This window comes from Corynebacterium sp. MSK204 (genome assembly GCF_030229885.1).
Lineage (GTDB): Bacteria > Actinomycetota > Actinomycetes > Mycobacteriales > Mycobacteriaceae > Corynebacterium.
The window spans coordinates 43,397-66,696 of record NZ_JASPGQ010000014.1 but is presented as its reverse complement, the minus strand read 5'-3'; the positions used below and the strand labels follow the sequence as shown (position 1 = coordinate 66,696).

At 59.6% G+C, this 23,300-nt stretch carries 24 protein-coding genes and 2 tRNA genes; 15 read left to right on the top strand and 11 right to left on the bottom strand.

Annotation, left to right across the window (positions count from 1 at the left end; translation table 11 throughout):
- Positions 1 to 152: 152 nt before the first annotated feature.
- Positions 153 to 241 (bottom strand) — tRNA-Ser (locus QP908_RS09500).
- 120 nt (positions 242 to 361) lie between these two features.
- Here QP908_RS09500 and hisC point away from each other — a divergent pair.
- Positions 362 to 1,414: a histidinol-phosphate transaminase gene (hisC, locus tag QP908_RS09495; protein ID WP_239269639.1), complete on the top strand. Its 1,053-nt coding sequence runs from the start codon at positions 362 to 364 to the stop codon at positions 1,412 to 1,414.
- Entirely contained in the window at positions 1,415 to 1,807 is a 393-nt protein-coding gene (locus tag QP908_RS09490; RefSeq protein ID WP_239269640.1) for a phage holin family protein, read from the top strand.
- Between the two features lie 9 nt (positions 1,808 to 1,816).
- Here QP908_RS09490 and QP908_RS09485 read toward each other — a convergent pair whose 3' ends face one another.
- Positions 1,817 to 2,077: a MoaD/ThiS family protein gene (locus QP908_RS09485; RefSeq protein ID WP_023016533.1), complete on the bottom strand. Its 261-nt coding sequence runs from the start codon at positions 2,075 to 2,077 to the stop codon at positions 1,817 to 1,819.
- A gap of 58 nt (positions 2,078 to 2,135) precedes the next feature.
- On the opposite strand from QP908_RS09485, the gene QP908_RS09480 reads away from it, so the two are divergent.
- Genes QP908_RS09480 through QP908_RS09465 form a run of 4 tightly spaced genes read left to right on the top strand, consistent with a single transcriptional unit; the run spans position 2,136 to position 5,203 of the window.
- On the top strand, positions 2,136 to 3,272 hold the full coding sequence (locus QP908_RS09480) for a molybdopterin molybdotransferase MoeA (protein ID WP_239269641.1): 1,137 nt from the start codon (positions 2,136 to 2,138) through the stop codon (positions 3,270 to 3,272).
- Entirely contained in the window at positions 3,269 to 3,748 is a 480-nt protein-coding gene (locus QP908_RS09475; RefSeq protein WP_239269642.1) for a MogA/MoaB family molybdenum cofactor biosynthesis protein, read from the top strand. The genes QP908_RS09480 and QP908_RS09475 overlap by 4 nt, the downstream gene beginning before the upstream one ends.
- Positions 3,738 to 4,199: a molybdenum cofactor biosynthesis protein MoaE gene (locus QP908_RS09470; RefSeq protein WP_023024915.1), complete on the top strand. Its 462-nt coding sequence runs from the start codon at positions 3,738 to 3,740 to the stop codon at positions 4,197 to 4,199. The genes QP908_RS09475 and QP908_RS09470 overlap by 11 nt, the downstream gene beginning before the upstream one ends.
- Positions 4,196 to 5,203, top strand: coding sequence for a ThiF family adenylyltransferase (locus tag QP908_RS09465; protein WP_239269643.1), 1,008 nt, complete (start codon positions 4,196 to 4,198; stop codon positions 5,201 to 5,203). Before QP908_RS09470 ends, QP908_RS09465 begins: the two co-directional genes overlap by 4 nt.
- 23 nt (positions 5,204 to 5,226) lie before the next feature.
- Here QP908_RS09465 and QP908_RS09460 read toward each other — a convergent pair whose 3' ends face one another.
- From QP908_RS09460 to QP908_RS09445, 4 genes are all read right to left on the bottom strand, one after another.
- On the bottom strand, positions 5,227 to 5,481 hold the full coding sequence (locus QP908_RS09460; RefSeq protein WP_023024910.1) for a hypothetical protein: 255 nt from the start codon (positions 5,479 to 5,481) through the stop codon (positions 5,227 to 5,229).
- A 149-nt stretch (positions 5,482 to 5,630) separates the two neighbouring features.
- Positions 5,631 to 6,389, bottom strand: a complete 759-nt coding sequence (locus tag QP908_RS09455) for a hypothetical protein (protein ID WP_239269644.1) — start codon at positions 6,387 to 6,389, stop codon at positions 5,631 to 5,633.
- Between the two features lie 270 nt (positions 6,390 to 6,659).
- Positions 6,660 to 6,818 carry a hypothetical protein gene (locus QP908_RS09450; RefSeq protein ID WP_023024906.1) on the bottom strand — a complete coding sequence of 53 codons (159 nt, stop codon included), beginning with the start codon at positions 6,816 to 6,818 and terminating at the stop codon, positions 6,660 to 6,662.
- Between the two features lie 315 nt (positions 6,819 to 7,133).
- A tRNA-Ser gene (locus QP908_RS09445) sits at positions 7,134 to 7,218 on the bottom strand.
- A 128-nt stretch (positions 7,219 to 7,346) separates the two neighbouring features.
- Between QP908_RS09445 and QP908_RS09440 the strand changes: the two genes are divergently transcribed.
- Entirely contained in the window at positions 7,347 to 8,303 is a 957-nt protein-coding gene (locus QP908_RS09440; RefSeq protein ID WP_284772160.1) for an NAD(P)H-quinone oxidoreductase, read from the top strand.
- Positions 8,304 to 8,321: 18 nt separating this feature from the next.
- On the opposite strand, the gene QP908_RS09435 is transcribed toward QP908_RS09440, so the two are convergent.
- On the bottom strand, positions 8,322 to 9,575 hold the full coding sequence (locus QP908_RS09435) for an aminotransferase class V-fold PLP-dependent enzyme (protein WP_284772158.1): 1,254 nt from the start codon (positions 9,573 to 9,575) through the stop codon (positions 8,322 to 8,324).
- A gap of 213 nt (positions 9,576 to 9,788) precedes the next feature.
- Between QP908_RS09435 and wzm the strand changes: the two genes are divergently transcribed.
- Together wzm and wzt are read left to right on the top strand one after the other, a co-directional pair.
- Positions 9,789 to 10,640, top strand: a complete 852-nt coding sequence (gene wzm, locus QP908_RS09430; protein WP_051138399.1) for a galactan export ABC transporter permease subunit Wzm/RfbD — start codon at positions 9,789 to 9,791, stop codon at positions 10,638 to 10,640.
- A 55-nt stretch (positions 10,641 to 10,695) separates the two neighbouring features.
- Positions 10,696 to 11,496 carry a galactan export ABC transporter ATP-binding subunit Wzt/RfbE gene (gene wzt / locus QP908_RS09425; protein WP_237792304.1) on the top strand — a complete coding sequence of 267 codons (801 nt, stop codon included), beginning with the start codon at positions 10,696 to 10,698 and terminating at the stop codon, positions 11,494 to 11,496.
- Between the two features lie 3 nt (positions 11,497 to 11,499).
- Here the strand turns inward: wzt and QP908_RS09420 are convergent, their stop codons facing one another.
- Positions 11,500 to 12,165, bottom strand: coding sequence for a GNAT family N-acetyltransferase (locus QP908_RS09420; protein ID WP_284772157.1), 666 nt, complete (start codon positions 12,163 to 12,165; stop codon positions 11,500 to 11,502).
- Positions 12,166 to 12,227: 62 nt separating this feature from the next.
- Here QP908_RS09420 and glfT1 point away from each other — a divergent pair, with 62 nt between their 5' ends.
- Entirely contained in the window at positions 12,228 to 13,145 is a 918-nt protein-coding gene (glfT1, locus tag QP908_RS09415; protein ID WP_284772156.1) for a galactofuranosyltransferase GlfT1, read from the top strand.
- A gap of 24 nt (positions 13,146 to 13,169) precedes the next feature.
- Here glfT1 and QP908_RS09410 read toward each other — a convergent pair whose 3' ends face one another.
- Genes QP908_RS09410 through QP908_RS09400 form a run of 3 tightly spaced genes read right to left on the bottom strand, consistent with a single transcriptional unit; the run spans position 13,170 to position 15,004 of the window.
- Positions 13,170 to 13,610 carry a GtrA family protein gene (locus QP908_RS09410; protein WP_005280656.1) on the bottom strand — a complete coding sequence of 147 codons (441 nt, stop codon included), beginning with the start codon at positions 13,608 to 13,610 and terminating at the stop codon, positions 13,170 to 13,172.
- 11 nt (positions 13,611 to 13,621) lie between these two features.
- Entirely contained in the window at positions 13,622 to 14,530 is a 909-nt protein-coding gene (locus QP908_RS09405) for a plasmid pRiA4b ORF-3 family protein (protein ID WP_284772155.1), read from the bottom strand.
- Positions 14,531 to 14,539: 9 nt separating this feature from the next.
- On the bottom strand, positions 14,540 to 15,004 hold the full coding sequence (locus QP908_RS09400) for a hypothetical protein (RefSeq protein WP_284772154.1): 465 nt from the start codon (positions 15,002 to 15,004) through the stop codon (positions 14,540 to 14,542).
- Positions 15,005 to 15,038: 34 nt separating this feature from the next.
- On the opposite strand from QP908_RS09400, the gene QP908_RS09395 reads away from it, so the two are divergent.
- The 5 genes from QP908_RS09395 (at position 15,039) to QP908_RS09375 (ending at position 23,289) form a co-directional block, all read left to right on the top strand.
- Positions 15,039 to 15,314: a hypothetical protein gene (locus QP908_RS09395; protein ID WP_284772153.1), complete on the top strand. Its 276-nt coding sequence runs from the start codon at positions 15,039 to 15,041 to the stop codon at positions 15,312 to 15,314.
- 127 nt (positions 15,315 to 15,441) lie between these two features.
- Entirely contained in the window at positions 15,442 to 16,857 is a 1,416-nt protein-coding gene (gene dprE1, locus QP908_RS09390) for a decaprenylphosphoryl-beta-D-ribose oxidase (RefSeq protein ID WP_239269651.1), read from the top strand.
- A gap of 45 nt (positions 16,858 to 16,902) precedes the next feature.
- Positions 16,903 to 17,661, top strand: coding sequence for a decaprenylphospho-beta-D-erythro-pentofuranosid-2-ulose 2-reductase (dprE2, locus tag QP908_RS09385; protein WP_239269652.1), 759 nt, complete (start codon positions 16,903 to 16,905; stop codon positions 17,659 to 17,661).
- Positions 17,662 to 17,790: 129 nt separating this feature from the next.
- The gene (locus QP908_RS09380; protein WP_239269653.1) at positions 17,791 to 19,767 is read left to right on the top strand and encodes a galactan 5-O-arabinofuranosyltransferase; all 1,977 of its coding nucleotides are present in this window, start codon (positions 17,791 to 17,793) and stop codon (positions 19,765 to 19,767) included.
- A 75-nt stretch (positions 19,768 to 19,842) separates the two neighbouring features.
- A complete protein-coding gene (locus QP908_RS09375; RefSeq protein WP_284772152.1) occupies positions 19,843 to 23,289 on the top strand; it encodes an arabinosyltransferase domain-containing protein in 3,447 nt (1,148 codons plus the stop codon).
- Positions 23,290 to 23,300: the final 11 nt, after the last annotated feature.

Sequence of the window (23,300 nt, the reverse complement as noted above, 5' to 3'; positions counted from 1 at the left end):
CCGTAGCGGGGGAATACTCGTATTACGCTTGCAGAATAGGGGGCCTGGCTCCTGATTGGTGGCCACCGCATTTTGTCATTTAACCCCGTTTAGGCCTGTCGTTTAAGCTGGCAAAACAACAAAATCCCAAGCGCATTCGCCCGGGATTTGTGTGGCGGAGATGAGAGGATTCGAACCTCCGGACCCCAGAAGGGTCAACTCCTTAGCAGGGAGCCCCATTCGGCCGCTCTGGCACATCTCCAAGTTCAGAAAGAACCGTAAAAGACAATACCTGCCGCATGCGCCACGGCCAAACTAACCCCCTGGTTTTGTCCCCGGTTTTCTTCCACGCGCGCAGGAGAGACGACCTAGAGTGGTAGCCATGATTCGCTCCGACTTACGCGCCATTCCGGGCTATGTGCCCGGCGCGCGCCACGATGATGCCCTCAAGCTCTCTTCTAATGAGGCCACGCAGCCACCGCTGCCTGAGGCCGCAGAGGCTATGGCCCGCGCCACCGCCGAGGCCAATCGCTATCCGGATATCGCGGCCACCGAGTTGCGTGAGGATCTGGCCGAGCACTTAGGCGTGAGCTTCGACCAGGTTGCGGTAGGCACGGGTTCTTCCGCGCTGTGCCAGCAATTGGTACAGATCACCACCACGCCCGGTGAGGAAGTGATTTTTCCGTGGCGTTCCTTCGAGGCTTATCCCATCTTTGCCCAGGTTGTGGGCGCACGCCCCATTCCAGTTCCACTCGATGCGGACCAGCGCGTGGATTTGGCCGCGATGGCGGAGAAGATTACCGCGGATACGCGCCTAATTTTCGTCTGCAATCCGAATAATCCTTCCGGCACCACCGTGACTAAGGCGGAGTTCGCCGAATTTATGGACGCGGTGCCAAGCGATGTCCTCGTTGCCCTCGATGAGGCCTATATCGAATACAACCGGAATTCCGATACCCCGCTGGGCACCGAGCTTTTTGGCACTTATCCCAACGTGGTTTTCCTGCGGACCTTCTCCAAGGCCTATGGTTTGGCCGGCGTGCGCGTGGGCTATGCCTATGGCCCAGAAGATGTCATCGCGGCGCTGAATAAAGTAGCGATTCCGTTTTCCATCAACGCCGTGGCCCAGGCCGGTGCCCGCGCCGCGCTAGCAGCGCAGGATTCGCTGCGCGAGCGCACCGAAGAGACCTGTGACCAGCGCCAACGGGTGGAAAAGGAACTGGCAGAATGGGGCGTTCCCCACTCGGAAGCCAACCACGTATGGCTGCCGGCGGCGAATATTGAAAGGCTAGGAACGCCGCAGGAATTAGCCGCACGCCTAGCCACACGCGGCGTGCTCGTTCGCGCCTTTAGCGAAGGCATACGCATTACTATTACAACCGAGGAAGAAACTAACGCCCTGCTGCAGGCGTGGAACGATACCGTAGGAGGCTAAATGCGTTCGTTGACCAATTTTGCCCTCAATGTAGTCGCCATCGCGATTGCGCTCTGGGTCGTAGTGGGCATTATCCCCGGGATTTATATCACCCCGGATAAGCTGGGCAATTTCATTGCTGTGGCCATTGTTTTCATCATCATTAATGCGGTGGTCATGCCCGTGCTGCGTTTTATCGGCGCCCCGCTGACCTGCCTTACCCTAGGGCTATTCGCGCTCGTCATCAACGGCGCCGCCCTGCTGATCGTGGAGTGGACGCTCAATACCTTTGACTTAGGAATTGGCCACCTTGTGGTCAATTCCTGGGGCTCTGCAATCTTCGGCGCCATCGTCTTGTCCTTAGTCAGCAGCTTGGTCAATTTCTTTACCAGCCCGCTGCGCGAGCCGGTCTAAAGGAACGGGTTATCCCCCGGCGAAGGGCGGCAGCACGTCAACGCGGGTCACGCCCATGAGCGGCGAGTCCGCCTGAGTGTTGCCGGCGCCATCGATAAGAAAGTTGCAGCGCCCCAGCACCTCTTTCATGCTCATACCGGCCTCCGTAGTGCCGGTGTGGTCCTTGCCCAGCTGCTCTATGAGCTGGCCTAAGGTGGTGGGCGCTTTTACCTGCTCCGAAGCTACGCCAGCCGCGGCACGAGCGGCGGCGAAATAGTGAACGGTCAACATGCTTCCTACTATGCCCGCAGGCTTCGAACGTGTCGAACTCGCGGGTAAACTTGACGCCATGCGCACTCCCGAAACCCACGCGCACGAGGTCGCGGCTGCCCTCGGCCCGCGCGAAGTCATATCCCGGTCCTTGGGCCAGGCACAGGAGATGGTCCTTGCCTCCGATGTCTATACCACCTTCCCCTCGCCGCGCTTTAGCAATTCCCAAATGGATGGCTACGCGCTGCCTGCTACCGAAGCCGGTGCGTATGAGGTGGGCCCCACCATCGCCGCAGGCGCGGATCCCGCCGAGCTGCTGGATGGCCCTTTGCGCGCCGCCAGCCCCATCATGACCGGAGCCAAGGTTCCGGAGGGCACGGCAGCCATCGTGCCGATTGAAAAGTGCCAGCCGCAGGAGTTCCTCCAGCCGGGCGAGACCATTACAGTTCCGGCCACTGAAAAGGGCCAATTCATCCGCGGGACGGGCACGGACCTCGAGCAGGGCGCTCTCCTGGCCGCCAAGGGCGATAAGCTCACCCCGGTGCGCTTGGCCGCGCTGGCCTCCCAGGGCATCGAGGAGGTCACCGTTTACCGCCCCGCCCGCATCCTCGTGTGCACCGGCGGCGCGGAAATTGGTACGGGTATAGCTGCTATTCCCGATGCCAATGCACCGCTCATCTCTGCTATGGCCCACCGCGCCGGCATTGAGGTCGCCGGTTATGTCACCACCGATGATGATCCGGAGGTGCTCACCCGCGCGCTGGAGGAGGCCACTAAGCTCCACCGCCCCGATGCCATCGTCACCTCCGGCGGTATTTCTGCGGGCAAATACGAGGTCATCCGGCAGGTGCTCACCGGCTGGTTTGGCCACGTGGATCAGCAGCCCGGCGGGCCGCAGGGCATCGCCAGTTTCCATGGCACCCCGGTCATCTGCTTGCCCGGCAATCCGATTTCCACCATGGTGAGCTTCCGCCTCTTTGTCGCCCCCACCCTGGGCTGGGCACCCGCGGCATATCGCGTACCAATCGCGCACGCCATCGAGGGGCTGCCCCACAAGGATCAATTCCGCCGCGGGTACGCCGATGCGCAAGCCCACGTTACTGGCGGTGCTAGCTCTCACCTGCTGGCCCAAGCCGCCAATGCCACCCACCTCATCCGCATTCCTGCCGGTAAGAGCCTCAGCGCAGGAGAAAAAGTAAAGGTCTATCCCCTATGAGTTCTGCTCGCACCGCCATTGTTTTGGTCGCCTCCACCCGCGCCGCCGCCGGGGTCTACGAGGATCGCTCGGGCCCCATCGCAGTAGATTTCCTGCGCCGCAAGGGTTTCGACTGCCCTGATGCCCGCGTGGTGCCCGATGCCGATATCGCCGCAGCGGTGGACCAGGCCTTCGCCGAAAAGCCCGCGGTTATCCTTACCTCCGGCGGAACGGGCCTGACCCCGGACGATCTCACCGTCGATGCCGTACAGCCCCATCTCACGCGGGAGCTTCCCGGCATCGCCATGGCCTTTTGGAATAAAGGCTTGGAGACTATCCCCACCGCAGTGGCCTCGCGCGCGGTCGCAGGCGTCAATGACACCACCTTTGCCATGACCCTGCCCGGTTCTACCGGCGGAGTCAAAGATAGTTGCGCCGTGCTAGAGGATTTAATCGTCCACATCGTCGATATGTTAGAAGGAAAACATGAGCACTGATCCTTCTTATGTCGCCGCGCAGACTGGGCTCACTGTCGGCGCCATACTGACCGAGCAGCCCCTCGAGCCCCTCCTTGCCGCCGCCAAAGCAGAGGTCACCACCTCAGCCATGGGCGCGGTGGTCACGTTCGAGGGCATCGTGCGCGATCACGATGGCGGCCGGCCCGATGTCACTCAGCTGTCTTACTCCGCACACCCTAGCGCCCCAGAAAAGCTGCGCGAGATTGTCGATGAAGTAGCAGGCCAGCACCCCGTGCGCTTGTGGTCGGCCCACCGCACCGGCGATCTACAGGTGGGCGATTTGGCCTTTACCGTCGTCGCCGCCTCTGCCCACCGCGGCGATGCCTTCCGCGCCGCGGAGTCCTGTGCCGATCGAGTCAAGGCCGAGGTGCCCATTTGGAAGGAACAAAGCCACGGCGATGGCTCCATCAACTGGGTGGGCCTCGAATGAGCACACGCTATGCCCGCCAGGAGGCCCTGTGGGGTGATAAGGGCCAGCAGAAATTGGCTGACTCCCACGTCGCGGTCATCGGCGCGGGCGGGCTTGGCTCACCGGCGCTGCTCTACCTGGCAGGAGCCGGGGTGGGCCGCATCTCGCTTTTCGATGACGACCTCGTCTCCCCCTCCAACCTCCACCGGCAGGTCATTCACACCACCGCCTCCATTGGCACCGTAAAGACCGAATCGGCCGCAACGGCGGTGCGGGCCCTCAACCCTGAGGTGGAGCTCATCTGCCACGGCCGCCTAGAATCCGCCACCGCCCTCGAGCAGCTGCGCGGCTGCGACGTGATCCTCGATGGGACGGATAATTTCGACGCCCGCTACCTGTGCTCATGGGCCGCCCACAGCCTGGGCATTCCCCACATTTGGGCTTCTATCCTGGGCTTTGATGCGCAGATGAGCGTCTTTTGGTCCGGCAAGGGCCCTGTGTACGAGGATGTTTTCCCCACCGCTCCTGCCCCGGGCGAGGTTCCGTCGTGTTCCCAAGCCGGCGTCCTGGGCCCCATCGTTGGCACGGTGGGTTCTGCGATGGCCTTGGAGGCTTTGAAGATCATTACCGGCGTCGGTGCCCCACTTATTGGCACGCTCGGTTACTTTGAGGCGCTATCTGGGACCTGGGAGTATATCCCCATCCGCCCCACCGGCGCGCAGCCTACCCAGCCAGCCGATGCCCCCGAGGTTCGCGAGATCCCCGCGCACGCCCCGCTTATCGATGTCCGCACCGACGCCGAGCGCGCCCGCTCTGCCATTCCTCATTCAACGCATCTGCCCCTCGACCGCATCCTCGCCGGCGAAAACCCGGACATCGGCCAGGGCGATGCCGCTGTTATCTACTGCGCTAGCGGCATCCGCTCCGCGCAAGCCGTCCACGCATTGCGCGGCCGCGGCTACGAGCACGTTGTTTCACTGCGCGGCGGCATTAACGCGTGGTTGGAACAGCACGATTTGTCCTAGCCTCGCCAAACAGTGTGGGGTGCCTATGGCCTTCCGTATTTGTCTTCCTTGCCGCGAACAAAGACGAACCAGATCAGCGGCCCCAAGAAAGGAAGGGCGAAGGTAGCGGCGATAAAGAGTATCTTGGCCGCAATCGTGTACCCAGAAGCGATAATAGAAATAACCGCCGCAATCCAGAACGCGACGAGCAAAATAATGGGAAGGAACCCAAGGAACCACCACGTGTCATTAGAGTTAGTAGATTCCGCTGCTGCTACATAAAGTTCCGAGGTATTCATGACGTCCTTTCGTCGAGCATTTTTATCTCTGGGACAAAGCCAGCACCGCATCGATACCTGACTTGCCCTGTACATTTCCAAGATTAAGTCTGCGCCGCACTAGGCGCGTCATCCCCCGGTATGAAATGCCACAGCAGAATCCCACTGATCTAAGAGGTCTTCCGGTGCCCTGTCATCTCTAGGTTCGCTTTGTCGCCATCTAAGGTGAGGTTTCCCGTCAGTTCCTGCGTGGCCACAGCACCCGATTCGCCTTCCCCATAGGCACGCCACGTTACTGTCACGGTATCGTCGGTCCACTCCAGCTGATTAATATGCCTGCGTGCTGGCTCCATGCCATTACGGGTCCAGTCTTCTACCTGGGTAATGTAATTCAGGTCATTGTCATAAATGAGCAAGTTATCCGGCCAGGCCACGCCGCCTTGATCGCAGACATAGGTAATAACGGCTTCATCTTTGCCATCACCGTTGATATCGGCGTAAGCACCCTTAGGGGTTCCATCCTTGTTGAGCTTTAGCCCGGCGGCAGCATTGGGATATCCAGTCTTTAAGTGCTCGGGCAAAGTCCCATCCACCAACGTGCCGGCGTCATGCTCACACAACGCTGGTACCCACAAGGAGTACAAGTCTTCCACTGGGATGATCTTATTTTCCCCTGAAGTCGCAGATTTCTGGGCCTTTTCCGTCACTGTCGCAGTGCTCGGCTCCGTCGCGGAATCTGAGGCTCCAGCACCTTCATCATCCGTGTTTGAACTGGAGGATTCTTCGCTGACCTCGGAGGTCGCGCTAGATCCGGTGAAATTCGGCTCGCTATCGGCCTTATTAGGTTCATCGGAATTAGAGCAACCGGAAACAAAAGCGACAGCGGTCACGGCCAGGATCGCGCAAGGAGAGGTGAGAGAATTAGGCATAAGCGCAGCATACAGTGCTAGGGCGGCTGGATTCGCGCCAATGGAGGTAAAAATGAGAATTCGGCAACCTGGCGGGAACCAGAAGCTAGCCAACTATCATCTTGTTGTGGGTCACTTTTGGAAAGGAAGTAGGGGGCTCCGTTCTGATTCCAGACAAATTTCTAATGCATATCAGGTTTACCATCATCGCTAGAAATCAGGATGGGTCAGCGCATGAATAAACCCCGAGACCAAATGGCCTCGGGGATTTATTTTCTCGCTTCTTAAAGCTTAGAAGCCGAGGATGGAGCGGTTAAACTCGTTAACAGCGTCCGGAACCAGGTAAGGCACCTGACGGAAGAACAGGCTTGCCTGCTCAAGAGCGTCCCAGCCGGTGGAGACTGCGGAGTGTGCTGCTTCCTGTACGTTGGATACAAGATCAAGAATCATTTCAGAATTCCTTTCGAGGTTGGAAAATTCTTATACGCGTTTCCGCGCGCACTGATCATTGTATGTGGTTAGGTGCGGTGATGTGCAACTTTCGAGTAGGCAGTTTATAGATTTGTTAGAAAACAATCGTCCTGGGGTTTAAACGATCTGCATTACATTTTCTTTCTATCTAAAACTTTCGCGCAATAAATTTTAGTTTCAAAGATGATCAAGGGAAGTAGGGAAAGGTTCCACGTTTTCCCGTCCGAGGAAAGGATGAGCCGTACAGACAAGACAAAACCCCTAGTCAGCTGGGACTAGGGGAAATGCTCTCTGCGGAGACGGCGGGATTTGAACCCGCGGAGGAATAAACCTCGCCGGTTTTCAAGACCGGTGCATTCGGCCGCTCTGCCACGTCTCCATCGTGCCGAAGAGGCAACTTGGTTAGCTTACTAAACGGTCCCGCGCGAATCACATTGCCCCACAAGGAAATGGACGTGGCGCACACCACACCCCCTCCATTACATTGGCCGTATGAGTGCTACACAGATGAAGGCAATCGTCCAAACCGATCCTGATACCCCACGGTCGCTAGAGCTACAGGACGTAGACGTTCCTGAGCTGCGTTCCGGCGAGGTACTGGTGAAGGTGAAGGCCGCGGGTGTCAACCGCGGCGATATTCTGCAGACGATGGGCGCGTACCCGCCGCCGCCAGGGGCATCGGACATCATTGGGCTGGAGGCCGCCGGCGTGATTGAGGATGCCGGCGATACGGACTGGGAAGCCGACACCGAGGTCGGATGCCTACTCGCAGGCGGCGGCTATGCGGAATACGTCGCCGTCCCGCAGGGCCAGCTGCTTCCGCTGCCCAAGGGATTTAGCCTGGAAGAAACCGCGGCCGTGGTTGAGGTCGGCTGCACCGTGTGGTCCAACCTGGGCATCGAAGCGGGCCTGCACGAGGGCCAGCGCGTGCTCATCCACGGCGGTGGCGGCGGCATCGGCACCTTTGCCATCCAGGTAGCCAAGGCGTTGGGCGCCGAGGTAGCTGTCACCGCCGGATCACAGGAAAAGCTAGACCGTTGCCGCGAGCTCGGCGCGGATATTCTCATCAACTACAAGGAGCAGGATTTCGTCGATAAGCTCAAGGGCAGCTGCGATGTCATCCTGGATATCATCGGCGCGAAGTACCTGGAAAAGAACATGAAGTGCCTGGCCAAGGACGGCAAGCTCATCATCATTGGCATGCAGGGCGGCACCAAGGCGGATATCAACCTGGCCCCCATGCTGCCGAAGCGCCTGACCATTCAGGGCACGACGCTGCGCGCGCGTGATTTGGACGATAAGGCGGAGATCGTCGCCGGCACCATCAAGAATGTGTGGCCCATGCTGGAAGATGGCCGCGTGAAGCACGCGCTGCACGGCACGTACCCGCTTGCCGATGCCGCCAAAGCCCACGCCGCCCTCGACAGCGGCGAGGTCACCGGCACGCTGGTGCTTACGGTGTAGTTTCCCAGCGCGCCTTCCTTAGGCGAGCGAGGCAACGACGCGCACGAGGTGCTCGATATCGTGGTGGGTATTAAACGGGCCCAATGCTACGGTGACGGCACCGCCGATTTCTTCCACGCCCATTTCCGTGAGCAGCGGCGTTTGTGGGGCCAGCGTGGTGACGAGCCCATTATCAAAGAGGCGCTTGTACACCGTCTCCGCGGGCACGCCCTGGACCGCAAAGGTAAGGCGCGGCAAGCGATTATCGGATGCGCCCGCTGCCGCCTCGCCGGTAACACCCAGGATGTGTACGGCGGGAAGCGTGCTCAAAAATGAGTACAGATCCGCGCGCAAGTCCTCGAGGTAGGCGCTCAAGGCGGTCATGGACTTATTAAGCCGCACCCGGCGCGATCCCTTATCCCCACCGGCCAGGGCCGCGAGGTGATCTACCAGTGGGCCCACTCCGCCGGCTAAGCCGGAGGAGACGGGGGTTTCTAGCTTGCGGCCGTCTTCCTTGGAATAGATGGGATTTAGGGCATCCAGGCGGCGGAGCATGCGCGTATCGCGGAAGACCAAGGCAGCCATTTGCGGCCCGCCCAGCAGCCCGATGTCGATGCCCACGATATCCGCGCCCAGCTCATCGAAGCGGATGGGGCGATAGGGCGCGATTGCGGAGACATCGAGAAGCGTCCAGGCACGCGAACGCCCCCGCACCGTGTCAATGATCTCCTCAGCTGGGGATACCGTGCCCAAAAGCTCATGCGCGGCGGAAAAGGAAACGAGCCTTGTAGAGCCATCGACAAGCTCTGCGAACTGGAATCCCGGCAATTCGCCGGTGCCAAGGTCCGGCTGCGCCCAGCGGATATCGGCGCGCACGTCAGAAAAAGCGGAATACAGCGTGGGAGGATCCAGCTTGGACAGCACCACCGAGGAATTGCTGCCCAATAGTGGGCGTGCCGCACGCGACAGGGATTGGTACAGCACGGGCAGGGATGGGCCAAGGACCACACGGTCTGCCTTGGAAGCGGTGAGATCCGCAATGGCCATGCGCGCTGCTGCATAGTTGCCATCGCCTGCCAACCGGCCCGGCTCGGGCGCGGCCGAGTGGGCGCCGCCTGGTCCCTCTTGCGTCGCTACCGCCGTCGCCATCCGGAAAGACCGGGCAACGCCGGAGGTCACGCGCTCCGAAATTTGGGGCACCGCGTGCGCATTGAGGTATGTCCAGCCATCAGATAGTCCGGTGTACAAACCTCGCGCACTAAAGACGTCATAGTGTGCCGAAGCTGCTGGCATTAGGTCCCCTTCTTCATCGCACTGAACAACTGCCACCACGTGGCGGTCGATTCCCTACTGTATACGCGTTTGCTCTCAGTTTCCCAAATCTGAATTTTCCCTGGGCATCACTGTTTTCCCAGGCTAGCGGCGTGTAGTTCCCGTTTGCCCAGCACGCGCGCTAGGGTGTTGGGCGTGCAAGATAACAATCAACTGCGCGCTGATATCGCCCGCATGACCTCCCAGCCAGAAGGCGAGGCTATCCCAGCGTCCCAGTCCATGACCCTCAAAGCTGCTTTCGCAGACCTTATGCGGGGTGCACAGCAGCGTGAGCTGTGGTTCAAGCTGGGCCTGCAAGATATCAAGCAGCGCTACCGCCGCTCCGTCCTCGGCCCATTCTGGATCACCATCGCCACCGGTGTGATGGCGCTTGCCTTGGGCCTCTTGTATTCCATGCTTTTTCAGATTCCCGTCGCGGAATTCCTTCCCCACGTCACCGTGGGCCTTATTATGTGGACCTTTATTTCGGGCTGCATTAAGGAAGGGTCCACGGTCTTTATTGATAATGAGGGACTGATTAAGCAGCTTCCCGCCCCGCTTTCGGTGCACGTGTACCGGCTGGTGTGGCGCCAAACCCTGTTTTTGGGCCATAACCTCATCATCTGGCTCTTGCTAATCATGATCTTCCCGCGCAACTTGGGCTGGGAATTCTTCCTCTTTATCCCCGGGCTACTGCTCCTGCTCATTAACGGCGTGTGGGTCACCATGTTCTTTGGCATCATCGCCACGCGCTTCCGCGATGTCGCCCCGCTGCTTGATGCCCTGACGCAGCTACTGTTCTACGTCACCCCAATCGTCTGGATGACCAATACGCTCAAGGACCAAGGCGGTGCGGTGGCGGACCGCGCCCGCATCGCGGAAATCAACCCGCTGTATCACTACTTGGAAATCGTGCGCGCCCCAATGATTGGTGAGCCCGTTGCCGCCTACCACTGGTGGATCGTCATCGGCTGCACCGCAATCGGCTTGTTCATCGCTGGGCTAGTCATGCGCAAGTGGCGCTTCCGCGTGAGCTACTGGGTATAGCTTCCCTTCCTTTACTCCCACCCCACCATGAGGCTCGTTGAAAGGATAAAAACTGATGGTCTCAATTGATACGTATAACGCGTGCGTGGACTTTCCCATCTTTGATGCCAAATCCCGCTCCCTAAAAAAGGCCATGCTTTCTACCGCGGGTGGTGCCATTGGGAAAAATGACCACAACACCGTGGTGGTTGAGGCGCTGCGAGATATTAACCTGCACCTGCGGGAAGGCGATCGCGTCGGGCTCGTTGGCCACAATGGCGCCGGCAAGTCCACGCTGTTGCGCCTGCTCTCCGGTATCTACGAGCCCACGCGCGGTACCGCCGATGTCCGCGGGCGCGTCGCCCCCGTCTTTGACTTGGGCGTGGGCATGGACCCGGAGGTATCCGGCTACGACAACATCATCATCCGCGGGCTTTTTTTGGGCCAATCCATCAAGCAGATGAAGAAAAAGATGGATGAAATCGCGGAGTTCTCCGAGCTGGGCGATTACTTGTCCATGCCCCTGCGCACCTACTCCACCGGTATGCGCGTGCGCCTAGCACTTGGCGTGGTGACCTCCATTGAGCCGGAAATCCTGCTGCTGGATGAGGGCATCGGCGCCGTCGACGCAGCCTTTATGGCCAAGGCCCGCGTGCGCCTGCAAGAGCTGGTCAAGCGCTCCGGCATCTTGGTCTTTGCCTCCCACTCCAATGACTTTTTGGCGCAGCTGTGCAATACCGCGCTGTGGATCGACCACGGCGAAATCCGCTCCGTGGGCGAGGTATCTGAAGTCGTGGGCCAGTACGAGGGCCCAGAAGTAGGCGAATACGTCCGCGATCTGCGCCAGCGCTTTGAGGGCGAAGAGGCGGCTGGGTAGAAGCTAGCGCAGCATCCCCAGCAGCTGCTGGCTCAGCCCGGAAACCTCCACGTGCAGGTCATCCGGGCGCTTGTAATTGGGGGCCTCCACGCGCGCAGTCACGTGCCGCTGCGGACTATTCTCCGGCCCCGCCTTTTCTTCTCCTTCAGAAACCACCTGGTAGCCCAGCTTCTGGCTCACCCGCGCCGAGGCCTCATTCTGTGCCACCCAGCTCGTGGTCATCGCCTGCGCGCCTAGGTAATCCAGCCCAAAGGCCACTACCGCGTGCCGGATGAGCGTGCCCACACCCTGGCCTTGGAACCGGTGAAAGACCCAGGAGCCCGTCGCAATTTCTCGCGTTGCAGCAAAGTCCTCCGCCCGCGCATCGATGGTGCCCAGGATTTCTCCCGAATCTGCGTCGCGCACGATGAAATCCAAGGACCATTTCTCTGGGCGCAGCTGCGCCCGGTTGCTCCACCGGAACTGGGCCGCCGCTGACGGAGTATTCATCCTGGGATTAAAGAGCCACGGAAAGGCGTAATCCGGAATGTCTGCGCCGTAGATATCCTCTGCCGCCACACCGGCGATTGCCGCAATATCCTCATCGCGCATTACGCGCAACTCCACGCCAGGGTGGGTTGTATTGCCCGCGCGTATCGTCAGCCCGAACGGTGGCCACATGCTTTCCATAGGCAGTCAGCTTAGCCCACGCGGAGTGTTTATCCGCGGCAGATCCATTCCCCGGTGGCAAGATGGAACGCATGACTGCCACCCTTGATTCCACCGGTACCACCGCTGCCGTCATTGTCACCCACCAGCGCGCGGACTTGCTGCGTGCCTCGCTCGAAAAGGTAGTCAACCAAACCCACCCCGTGCAGTGGGTCATCGTAGTGGATAATGGCGCCGAGGATGCGGTCCGTGACGCGGTGGAATCCCTGGCAGGCGATCGCGCGGTCTACGTGCCGTCCAAGACCAACCTAGGTGGTGCGGGCGGATTCGCCCTCGGTTTCCTTACCGCGCTATCACTCGGCGCCGACGCCGTGTGGTGCGCCGATGATGATGGCCGCCCCGCCGATTACGGCGTATTAGAAGAGCTCTACCGCGTGGCAGGGAATAATAACCTGCACGAGGTCTCACCTGCCGTGTGCAATATCGACGATCCCGGCAGCTTGGCCTTCCCGCTGCGCCAAGGGCTGGTGTGGCGCCGCCGCATGGAGGAACTCGAGGGAGACTTCCTGCCCGGCATCGCTTCTTTGTTTAATGGCGCTCTGATTTCCGCCGCGGCGATGCAGACCATTGGCGTTCCGGATTATCGCCTCTTCATCCGCGGCGATGAGGTGGAATACCACCGCCGCCTGGTCAATTCCGGGCTGTCTTTCGGCACCGCCTTGACCACCAGCTACCTGCACCCGGACGGTTCGGATGAGTTCAAGCCCATCCTGGGCGGCAAGATGCATACCCAGTACCCGGAAGGCGAGTTCAAGCGCTTTTTTACCTACCGCAACCGCGGCTACCTGCTGTGGCAGCGCGGCATGCGCAAGCTTTTGCCCCAGGAATTTGCTCGCTTTGGCTGGTTCTTCTTGGTCCAACGCCACGATCCGGCCGGCTTCCTGGAGTGGCTCAGGCTGCACAACCGCGGGCGCCGCGAGGATTTCCGCCGCCCCCGGTAATCGCTCCTAAGGCGTGCCGCTGGCCTATTTTTCCTTAAAGATAAAGACCCGCTGGATGGCAAAGTTGGTCACCGTCGCCACGCCTTGGGCAATGACGAAGGCGATGGTGTCTTTCACCGCGCCCTCAAAGCCTAGGGAAATCAGCGGCTCATTGAGTACCCAGTACAAGAAATTCTGCACGGCAAAGGTGGATACGTATAACACGCCCACCGTTGCGGCCGTGCGTCCGGACACCTTTGTGCCAAAGGTCCAGCGCGCATTGGCCAGATAGGCAGCGATGGTGCCAAAGACCCAACCAATCGCCTTCGCCCCAGAGCGGTGCAGACCTAAGTGGGTCAATAGCAGCGTCAACCCATAGTCAATGACGGCGGCAAAAACACCCACCGCAATAAATCGCACCAGCTGCTGCTTCAAAGAGCTGGAGGGGCGCTTTACTTCTGCAGCATCTTCAAGTGGATTAGTCACAGGCAGTTAGCTTACCCGCGCAGCAGCGCTCGGTACATGTCTAGGCGGTACACCGGCGCGGCGGCGTCCTTGCCGTAGGCACCAATCTGGGATAGCTGGTGCAAGGAGGCATCGCACAGCGCGCGAATCTCCGCACCTTTCAAGGTGTTGCCATCATCGTTGACCCAGCCCAAGGCATCCATGGTGGTTTCCACCACGGAATCGGTCAGCTCGTCACCGCCCATGCAGGATAGCGCCAAGGCCATGGACCAAAAGGCATCTTTTCCCTCATTGGTGACTTCACGCGGCAGGCTAGCCAGCGCCTCAGCCGTGGCCGCCGGCAGATCACTTCCGCGGTTTAAGTCCATGGCCTGTAAGAGCGGAACAAAGTCATAGAGCTTGGTGCGCTCGATGAGCGCCCTTACCTGGGGTTTAACCTGTGCCAGAACTTCATCGGTGATTTTTTCACCGGTCAATTCCCGGTTCACCGCAGTAAGTTCAAAGGGCGCGAAGAGGTTGCCCGAGCCGCCCACGCACAGCGCGCTGGGGGTGCCATTATCGCGGGGATAGATTTCTGCGACCACCAGCTCAAAGTCCCAGAGGCCCCACACAAAATCGATCTGGTCGCCCTCGCGCCAAAGGAATTCGGAGGCTTGACGCTCTGGGTCAAGGCGCGGGCCGCGGGCATCACTGTGCTCGTAAAAGTGCCACGGGGAGTTTTCATCCGGCAGACCAAAGCAGATGTGTAGTACTTTCTGCAGCTCATGTAAGGTAAGCGCATCGCTAAAGCCGATTTGACGGTGGACTTCCCCATCCGCACGGATATTGGAGGCTTGGCAGATGACGGTGAGCGGTTCCCGCTTTAGCGACAGCAGCGGGTCGGCACGGCGAGCCCGCGCCTGTGCAATATCGGTGACCCCTGCATTCATGGGCCCCACCATACGCAAATTTTAAGAAGCCAGTTTTTCTATATCGCGCGCTTCGAGCTCGCTGATGATAAACGTCGCCGCCGCGCCAATTGCTCCCAACAGCGTCCACGGGCGCTTAACGCCGCGCTTGCGCAGGAAAGACACCACCTTGCGGGATACGGCTACATCGGCCCACAAAGCAAGGCCCACCAAGATGAGCACCGCCGCCAAAATAGCCCAAAGTTTCAGGCCCTTATCCGCAAATTCCTGCGGTGAGCGCGGTTCATCGCCGTCCTCTTCGGCCTGGGCGTTGGTATAGGCCACCAATGCGCCAAAACCAATCGTGGACAAAACGTAGGCGGTAATAAGGCCCTTTGTGGATTTAATCCAGTCCGGGTAAGAGGTGACGATGCCCTGTGCGGCCGCTTGGGTGATGCGACCGGCCAAGGTGTCATCGAGGGCGTAATTATCGCGGGATTCTTCTGCTGCTTCGCGGTTGTTTGTCATAGCGACCACTCTAAGCGGCGGTAAGCTATTGCGCATGTACTCGGAAAAGACAGAGCATATGACACCCGCCCAGCAAGCCGCTCAGGATGAGCGGGCCGAGGACGATAAGCGCAACGGGCATTTTGAGGCAACAGAGCACACCAATCTGCCGCTTAGCCCCTTTATGACGCGCCTGATGGCAGAGGAAATGCCGATTTTGGATTCTACTTCGCGCCGCCGCGTGTACGAGATTTTGGACAGCTATGAAGGGCCCACCATTGAGTCCCAAGCGGACCTGCCGGAAGAAATCCGCGAGATCATGGATCTCTAAAGCGCCGCATTCGGGGCAGTCTGTGTGCCCCAAGCTGTTTTAAATATCACGAACGTCACTCCAGCCACCGCACTATGAGCTAGGTAGGCTGGTACATCGATACAATCCGTCGAGCAAAGAGTAAGAGATGGAACTACATACCACCGAAAAGTCCCTGCACGGCTGGGGCCGCACCGCCCCCACGACCGCCCATGTGCTGTCCACGGAAGACGTGGACGTCATCAAGAATGCAGTGGCACAGGTCGCGGACGATAACTCGGACAAGCCCGCCCACCTGCGCCGCGGCGTCATCGCGCGCGGCATGGGACGCTCCTATGGTGACCCCGCCCAAAATGGCGGCGGCCTGGTCATCGACATGCAAAAGCTGAACAAGATCCACTCCATTGACCCGGAGTCCGCGCTTGTTGATGTCGATGGTGGCGTCACCCTTGACCAGCTCATGAAGGCCGCGCTGCCCTATGGCCTGTGGGTTCCGGTCCTGCCGGGCACCCGCCAGGTCACCATCGGCGGCGCCATCGGCCCCGATATCCACGGCAAGAACCACCACTCCGCCGGTTCCTTTGGCAACCACGTGGTCTCCATCGAGCTGCTGGTTGCTGATGGCCGCGTTCTCCACCTCACCCCAGAGGGCAGCGAGGATGACCCGAGCGGTGACCTCTTCTGGGCCACCATCGGCGGCATGGGCCTTACCGGCATCATCCTGCGCGCTACCATCCGCATGACCAAGACGGAGACCGCCTACTTCATCGCGGATACGGATCGCACCGATAACCTGGAAGAAACCATTGCCTTCCACTCGGATGGTTCGGAGCACAACTACACGTATTCCTCCGCCTGGTTCGATGTCATCTCCCCAGAGCCGAAGCTGGGCCGCTCCACCATTTCCCGCGGCTCCCTGGCCACCTTGGCGCAGCTCGAGGAATTGGCCCCCAAGCTGGCGAAGGATCCGCTCAAGTTCAACGCTCCGCAGCTGATGACCGTGCCGGATATCTTCCCGTCTTGGACGCTGAATAAGCTCAGCCTGTCCGCTGTGGGCTTGGCCTACTACACCATGGGCGCGCCGGCGAAGAACCAGGTAAAGAACTTGACGCAGTTCTACCAGCCGCTCGATCTCATTGGCGAGTGGAACCGCGGCTACGGTTCCAAGGGCTTTTTGCAGTACCAGTTCGTCGTTCCCACGGAGGCCGTGGAGCCATTCAAGGAGATCATCCGCGATATCCAGCGCTCCGGCCACTACTCCGCGCTGAACGTATTCAAGCTCTTCGGCGAAGGAAACCGCGCGCCGCTGTCGTACCCGATGCCTGGCTGGAACGTCTGCGTGGACTTCCCCATCCGCCCGGGCTTGGGCGAGCTTCTCGATGACCTGGATCGCCGCGTCATGGAGTTTGGCGGCCGCCTGTACTTGGCAAAGGAATCGCGCACCTCTGCCGAGAACTTCCACCAGATGTACCCGGGCCTAGAAGGCTGGCTCAAGACCCGCAATGACATCGACCCCACCGGGGTCTTTGCCTCCGATATGTCCCGCCGCCTCGAGCTGCACTAATCACTGGACTCATCACCACCCCTCATGAAGGAGATTTTTTAAACCATGCTTAATGCAGTAGGCCAAGCCCAGCACATCCTGCTTTTGGGCGGTACCTCTGAAATCGGCCTCGGCGTCGTCGCCGAATTCCTCGAGCGCGGACCCGCCAAGGTCACCCTGGCCGCCCGCGCCCAGTCCCCGCGCATCGAGAAGGCACAGGCTGACCTGGAGGCCCGCGGCGCGGAAGTCGAGGTCGTGGACTTTGATGCCACCGACTTTGACTCGCACCCGGCGGTCATCGATAAGACTTGGGAGCGCGGCGATGTCGATATCGCCATCGTGGCCTTTGGCACCCTAGGTGACCAGGAAGAGCTGTGGCAAAACCACGACAAGGCCGTGGCTTCTGCCCAGACCAACTACACCGCGCCCGTCTCCGTCGGCGTGCTGTTGGGTGAAAAGTTCAGGCACCAGGGCCACGGCACCATCGTGGCGATGTCCTCGGTGGCCGGCATGCGCGTGCGCCGCTCCAACTTTGTCTACGGTGCTTCCAAGGCCGGCGTGGATGGCTTCTACATCAACTTGGATGAAGCACTGCGCGGCTCTGGCGCCAACGTGCTCGTCGTCCGCCCGGGCCAGGTTCGCACCAAGATGTCCGCTGAGGCCGGCGATGCCCCGCTGACCGTCAATGTCTCTGACGTGGCCAAGGCCACCGTGCAGGCGGTACTGGATGGCAAGCAGTCCATCTACGTCCACCCGCTGTTCAAGTACGTATCGCTGGCATTCAAGTTCATCCCGCAGCCCATCTTCCGCAAGCTGCCGTTCTAACCAGTTCCTGCGCGCAGGGTATGCCGGGCTCCTCAAGGCCCGCGGCCCTGCGCGCTTTGCTAGTTAATAAGCCAGCTCACACCGCGCCTAATCCCAGAAGAGTGATTAAGGTATGCGAAACTAAAGGGCATGACAAGCCCAGCTACGCCTTCCCAAGCAGTTCCCGTGAGCGAGGAGAAACGCACCACCGCCTACCACGCCGATGCCATGTCGCACCGCAGCACCCTGCTGGGCATTATTTTCGCAGCGCTGGGCGGCGGGGCAATTACGCTTTTCGGCTGGTATGCCTTCAAAACCGTCTCCCTGCCCTCCTTTAATACCTCCATGGTCACCCGCGCGCTGTGTACGGTCGGCGTGATCTTGACGTTGGCCTTGGCAGGTGGCTTTAGCGCGTGGTGGCTCTATGACCACTACAAGGAGAATTTCTCTCGCCCGCGCTGGCGCACGTGGGTGACCTACGCCATCACGTATCTCTCCCCCGCCTTATTGACCCTTGCCACCGTGGGCCTGCCGCTGTCTGCCTCGCGCTTATGGCTCGATGGCGTGCAGGTGGACCAGGCATTCCGCACCCAGTTCCTTACCCGGTCAGTAGATCAAATGGGCTATGCGGACATGAACTACCTAGACATGCCCACGTTTTACCCGCTGGGCTGGTTCTGGCTAGGCGGACGGCTCGGCTCCATATTGGGTATTCCCGGCTGGGAGGTTTATCAGCCGTGGGGCCTGATTTCCATCGCGGTTGCAGGCTGTATCCTCGTTCCCATTTGGCAACACCTCACTAAATCCCTGCCGGTGGGAACAGCTATTGCGCTTACCACCACCGCCATTACCTTGACCATCGCGGCGGAAGAGCCTTATTCCGCGGTCATCGCCATGGGCATGCCCGCCATCGCGGTGTTAAGCGCGCGCGCATTCAAAGGATCGTCGTTGTCTACCGCCGCGGTCGCTATCTACCTCGGAATCTCCGCTACCTTCTATACCTTGTTCACCGGCGCGGCAGCGCTGACCGTGGTCAGTCTGATCGCCGTTTTCACCGCGCTGTACGACCGGGCGTGGCGACCCATCGTGCGCCTAGTCATCATCGCGGTGGGATCGCTGGCCATCGCAGCCATCGCTTGGGCCCCATACCTCTGGCAGGTTCTGCATTCGACCGCACCCCTGCAAGCCACCGCGCAGCACTACTTGCCGGAAGAAGGCACGCAAATTCCGGTGCCGTTCCTTTCCTTGAGCATCGTGGGATTCCTCTGTCTTGCCGGTCTAATCTTTATTATCATCCGGTTGCGAGATGCGGAAGTCCGCGCGCTGGGGTTGTCCATCATAGGCATTTATGTATGGACGGTGCTGTCCATGGTGATGACCTTGGTCGGCACCACCCTACTGAGCTTCCGCCTTGAGGTCATCGTGGTGCTGTTGTTCGCGACGGCGGGTATCCTTGCCCTTGCGGAAGTCCGCACAGCCGGTATTCACCGCCTGTACCCCGCTAGTTTCTCCCACACGGCCAATAAGCGGATTACGGCGGTTTTTGGCATTTTCCTCGCCTTGGCTGGAGTCCATTATGCCCAGCAGATTCCCGAGGCAAACGAAGATGCCATCGACCACGCCTACAGTGATACCGATGGTTACGGCGAGCGCGCGGATCGCTTTACCAGCGATTCCGCTCATTATTATCTGGATATCCACAACTTCATCCAGGATCAGGGCTATACGGCCAACGAAACGGTAGTCCTCACGGATGAAAAAACCTTCATGGCTTACTACCCATACTGGGGCTTTAACGCCTTTACCAGCCACTATGCAAATCCCCTCGGGGAATTCAAACACCGCAATGACCAGATTGAAGCCTGGGCGGATGAGTCATGGGACTCTACTCCTGCAGAGTTCCAAAAATCCCTCGATTCCGCACCGTGGCGCGGGCCGGATGCCATCATCTTCCGCGGCGACCTCGACAATAAAGATGATGGGTTCAAGGTGCACTTGGCTGAGGATATCTATCCTAACCAGCCAAATATTCGCTACCGCGCAGTCTTCTTCAACCCCGAGGTCTTTGCGGAAGGCTGGGAGCTGGAGCAAACGGGTCCATTCGTAACGGCGGTGCGAACCAAGTAAGTTCACCCACACTTCCCCGGGGTTATCGGGGCGTGCACACGGGAACTTGGGCCAGACTGACGTACACTAATCGCCGTGTCAGATAGCCTTAAAACGAAATCGAAAGAAGCACGCCCCTCCGGGCTAAGTATCGCCACAGCCCCTGCCGGGTTGCGCTGGACCGCGATCATCGCCGGGTTAATTGGTTTCCTGTGTTTTATAGCCACCCCGCTATTGCCAGTGAACCAAACCCAGTCTTCCTTTGATTGGCCGCAGAATGATTCGCTGCAATCTATCAATGCACCACTTATCTCCGTGGCGCCGGAAAACTTGGAGGCCACCATCCCCATGTCCGCGGTGGATGAGCTCCGCGATGGCCAAAACATGGTCTACAGCACCGTCCCACCCGAGTCCAAGAAGGCATCGAACCGCGGCCTATTTGTCCGTTCCGGCGATGACGGCTTGTCTGTGGTCTCGCTCGATGAGGTCCTACTGACCTTAAGCGCTAAAGAAGTAGCGCAGCTTTCCGATGACGCCCAGCTGCACATCTCCGCCACCGGTGACGGCACCACCGTCAGCGTCGGCAAACACAAAAAGACCACCGAAGATGACCTGCGCCCGCAGGTCACCGGTGTGTATACCGAGCTTAAAGATGATGCCAATGTGCAGAACTTGGTCGATGACGGGCTGAATATCCACGTCGATATCAACTCGCGGTTTACTTCTTCTCCCTCGCTGATTAAGTCCATCGCGATGTGGCTCGGCGTCGCTATGGTGATTGTCTCGCTGTTCTGCCTGTGGCGCATTGACCGCCTTGATGGGCAAAAGTTGCGCTTCATGCCAGAAACGTGGAAGAAGATTCGCCCCCTCGATGGCGTCGTCGCCGCCGTCTTGGGCCTCTGGTACATCTTCGGTGCCAATACCTCTGACGATGGCTTCATCTTCTCTATGAGCCGCGTCTTCGATAACGCCACGTACATGGCCAACTACTACCGGTGGTACGGCGTGCCCGAGGCACCATTCGGCTCACCGTACTATGACCTCGTCGCGCTACTATCGCAGATTTCCACGGCGTCGGTCTTCGTCCGCCTGCCCGGACTAATTTCGGGGCTCATTATCTGGTTCATTCTTTCGCGGGAAATGCTGCCGCGCTTTGGGGACATCGTCGATGCCCGCCGCGTCAGCCACTGGACCGCCGCACTAATGTTCCTAGCCTTCTGGCTGCCGTATAACAACGGCACCCGCCCAGAACCGATCGTGGCCCTAGGCGTGATGGTGACGTGGGTATCCTTTGAGCGCGCCATTGCCACCCACCGGTTGCTGCCGGCAGCCGTAGGCACCATCGCTGCCACGATTACGCTCGCCGCCGGCCCCACTGGCCTTTTTGCGGTTGGTGTATTCCTCGTGAGCCTGCCGCACCTTTTCCGTGCGATGGCCGCGCGCGTGCCCGCCATGGGCGGTGGCGCTACCGGTTGGCTTAGCTTGGTTGCCCCATTTTTGGCTTCCGGCACTGCCATCATCGTCGCTGCCTTTGGAGATCAGACCTTGGCCAGCGTCGCTGAATCCACCCGGGTGCGCTCGGAGGTCGGCCCGTCGCTGCCGTGGTATGCCGAATACGCCCGTTATTCCACGCTCTTCCAAGAATCCGTGGATGGTTCGCTGACCCGCCGCTTCGCCGTACTCACCATGCTGTTTTGCTTGGTGCTCATCCTGGCTGCGTTTATCAAGGACCGCCGCGTTATTGGTGCCGCAGTCGGCCCCACCCAGCGTCTGCTCATCATCGTGGCGCTGTCGATGTTCTTCCTCATGTTCACCCCGACCAAGTGGACGCACCACTTTGGTATCTATGCCGGTGTCGCCGGGGTGATCGCTGCGCTGGCTGCCGTAGTGCTATCCAGGTTTGCGTTGCGCTCCCCGCGCGCCCGCACCTTTAGCATCGCCGCGGTGCTCTTCTTGCTCTCCATCTCCTTCGCGGGTTGGAATGCTTGGTGGTACGTATCCTCCTTCGGCATCCCATGGTGGGACCGCACGGTGCAGTTCAAGGGTATTGAGGCCAACTCGATCCTGCTCGCCATCTCCTTGGTCGTCCTCGCGGTCGGCGTGGTGCAATCCTTGCGCCACAGCCATCACAAATTGCAGGCCCAAGAGGAAGGCACGGAAAAAGAATTCAAGCAAGAAGCCGCCGCGAAGGTATCGCGCTCGGCCGGCATCATGTCCGCGCCCATCGCGGTAGCCTGCGCCATTGTGGTGGCTTTTTCGATGGCTTCTTTTGCCAAGGCCACCGTCGCCCAGGCGGATTCCTACTCAGTGGGCAAGGGCAACCTAGCATCCTTGCGCGGTGATACCTGCTCGCTAGCCAATGAAACCTTGGTAGAAACCAATACCAATGACTCCTTCCTCACCCCGGTGGATGGGGACTTGGGCGATTCCTTGGTAGACAAGGATGAAACCAGCAACGGATTCGGGCCGAATAATATCCCCGAATCCATCGAGCCTGAGGATCAGGATTCTGCTTCTGTGGGTGCCATTGGAGATAGCTCCCAAGATTCCGACTCCACCAGCCAAGACGATGCCACCGCTGGAACGGATAAGGAATCGGGCGGGGATTCTTCTGATGATTCGCAGGAGACCCGCCGCGCTGGGAAGAAGGCTTCAGAAAGCACCGATACGTCTGAAGGCGGTGTCCGCGGCACGAAGGGCGTCAATGGCTCGACCATGCACCTGCCCTTCAACTTGGACTACACCAGCGTGCCAGTCTTGGGCTCCTACACCGAAAGCCAAGAGTCGCTGTCCCAGGTAACCACGAAGTGGTATCACCTGCCGGAGACTACGGAAAATACCCCGGTTCTGGCTGTCAGCGCCGCGGGCAAGATTTATCACCACGATGTCAATGATGTGGAACAAGAGGGCATGGAGCTCACCTTGGAATACGGCACCATTGATGAGGATGGCAAGGTCACCGATAAGGGAGAAAAAGAGCTTTCCGATGTCGGCGCCACCCCCAAGTGGCGCAACCTGCGCCTGCCCATGGATGAATTGCCGGAAGAAGCCAATGTCGTGCGCCTAGTGGCCGAGGACGATTCCACCGATGAAGATGACTGGCTAGCCTTCACCCCGCCGCGCGTGCCGGAACTAGACAGCATCAATAACCAGTTCCCTGCGGAAAAGCCCGCGCTCTTGGACTGGGCGGTGGCTCTGCAGTTCCCCTGCCAGCGCACCTTTGACCACTACGCCGGCGTAACCGAGATTCCGGAGTATCGCATCCTCCCAGATGCGGCGGCGCAAACCTCCCTGACGGATTTCCAATCCTTCTCCGGCGGCGGTGCCATGTCCACTGCGGAAGCGGTGAACTACTCCTACGAAATCCCGAGCTACCTCAATAACGATTGGGCGCGCGACTGGGGCGCCATTGAAAAGTACGAATTGCGTACCGATTCACAGGGCAATACCCCGGCCAAGGCAGAGATCGATTATGAGGACGTTACTCGTTCTGGACTGTGGAAAGAGTCCGAGATGAAGATCCGGCCAGAGGGCGAGCAATAGCGACCGCCCCT

Coding starts and splice junctions, on each gene's coding strand:
- QP908_RS09440 (WP_284772160.1), top strand. CDS start 7,347: ATGAAGGCAATCGTCCAAACCGATCCTGATACCCCACGGTCGCTAGAG.
- QP908_RS09455 (WP_239269644.1), bottom strand. CDS start 6,389: ATGCCTAATTCTCTCACCTCTCCTTGCGCGATCCTGGCCGTGACCGCT.
- QP908_RS09480 (WP_239269641.1), top strand. CDS start 2,136: ATGCGCACTCCCGAAACCCACGCGCACGAGGTCGCGGCTGCCCTCGGC.
- QP908_RS09460 (WP_023024910.1), bottom strand. CDS start 5,481: ATGAATACCTCGGAACTTTATGTAGCAGCAGCGGAATCTACTAACTCT.
- QP908_RS09420 (WP_284772157.1), bottom strand. CDS start 12,165: ATGGAAAGCATGTGGCCACCGTTCGGGCTGACGATACGCGCGGGCAAT.
- dprE1 (WP_239269651.1), top strand. CDS start 15,442: ATGGAACTACATACCACCGAAAAGTCCCTGCACGGCTGGGGCCGCACC.
- glfT1 (WP_284772156.1), top strand. CDS start 12,228: ATGGAACGCATGACTGCCACCCTTGATTCCACCGGTACCACCGCTGCC.
- wzm (WP_051138399.1), top strand. CDS start 9,789: ATGACCTCCCAGCCAGAAGGCGAGGCTATCCCAGCGTCCCAGTCCATG.
- wzt (WP_237792304.1), top strand. CDS start 10,696: ATGGTCTCAATTGATACGTATAACGCGTGCGTGGACTTTCCCATCTTT.
- QP908_RS09395 (WP_284772153.1), top strand. CDS start 15,039: ATGTACTCGGAAAAGACAGAGCATATGACACCCGCCCAGCAAGCCGCT.
- dprE2 (WP_239269652.1), top strand. CDS start 16,903: ATGCTTAATGCAGTAGGCCAAGCCCAGCACATCCTGCTTTTGGGCGGT.
- QP908_RS09380 (WP_239269653.1), top strand. CDS start 17,791: ATGACAAGCCCAGCTACGCCTTCCCAAGCAGTTCCCGTGAGCGAGGAG.
- QP908_RS09405 (WP_284772155.1), bottom strand. CDS start 14,530: ATGGTGGGGCCCATGAATGCAGGGGTCACCGATATTGCACAGGCGCGG.
- QP908_RS09470 (WP_023024915.1), top strand. CDS start 3,738: ATGAGCACTGATCCTTCTTATGTCGCCGCGCAGACTGGGCTCACTGTC.
- QP908_RS09400 (WP_284772154.1), bottom strand. CDS start 15,004: ATGACAAACAACCGCGAAGCAGCAGAAGAATCCCGCGATAATTACGCC.
- QP908_RS09465 (WP_239269643.1), top strand. CDS start 4,196: ATGAGCACACGCTATGCCCGCCAGGAGGCCCTGTGGGGTGATAAGGGC.
- QP908_RS09490 (WP_239269640.1), top strand. CDS start 1,415: ATGCGTTCGTTGACCAATTTTGCCCTCAATGTAGTCGCCATCGCGATT.
- QP908_RS09475 (WP_239269642.1), top strand. CDS start 3,269: ATGAGTTCTGCTCGCACCGCCATTGTTTTGGTCGCCTCCACCCGCGCC.
- QP908_RS09435 (WP_284772158.1), bottom strand. CDS start 9,575: ATGCCAGCAGCTTCGGCACACTATGACGTCTTTAGTGCGCGAGGTTTG.
- QP908_RS09485 (WP_023016533.1), bottom strand. CDS start 2,077: ATGTTGACCGTTCACTATTTCGCCGCCGCTCGTGCCGCGGCTGGCGTA.
- QP908_RS09450 (WP_023024906.1), bottom strand. CDS start 6,818: ATGATTCTTGATCTTGTATCCAACGTACAGGAAGCAGCACACTCCGCA.
- hisC (WP_239269639.1), top strand. CDS start 362: ATGATTCGCTCCGACTTACGCGCCATTCCGGGCTATGTGCCCGGCGCG.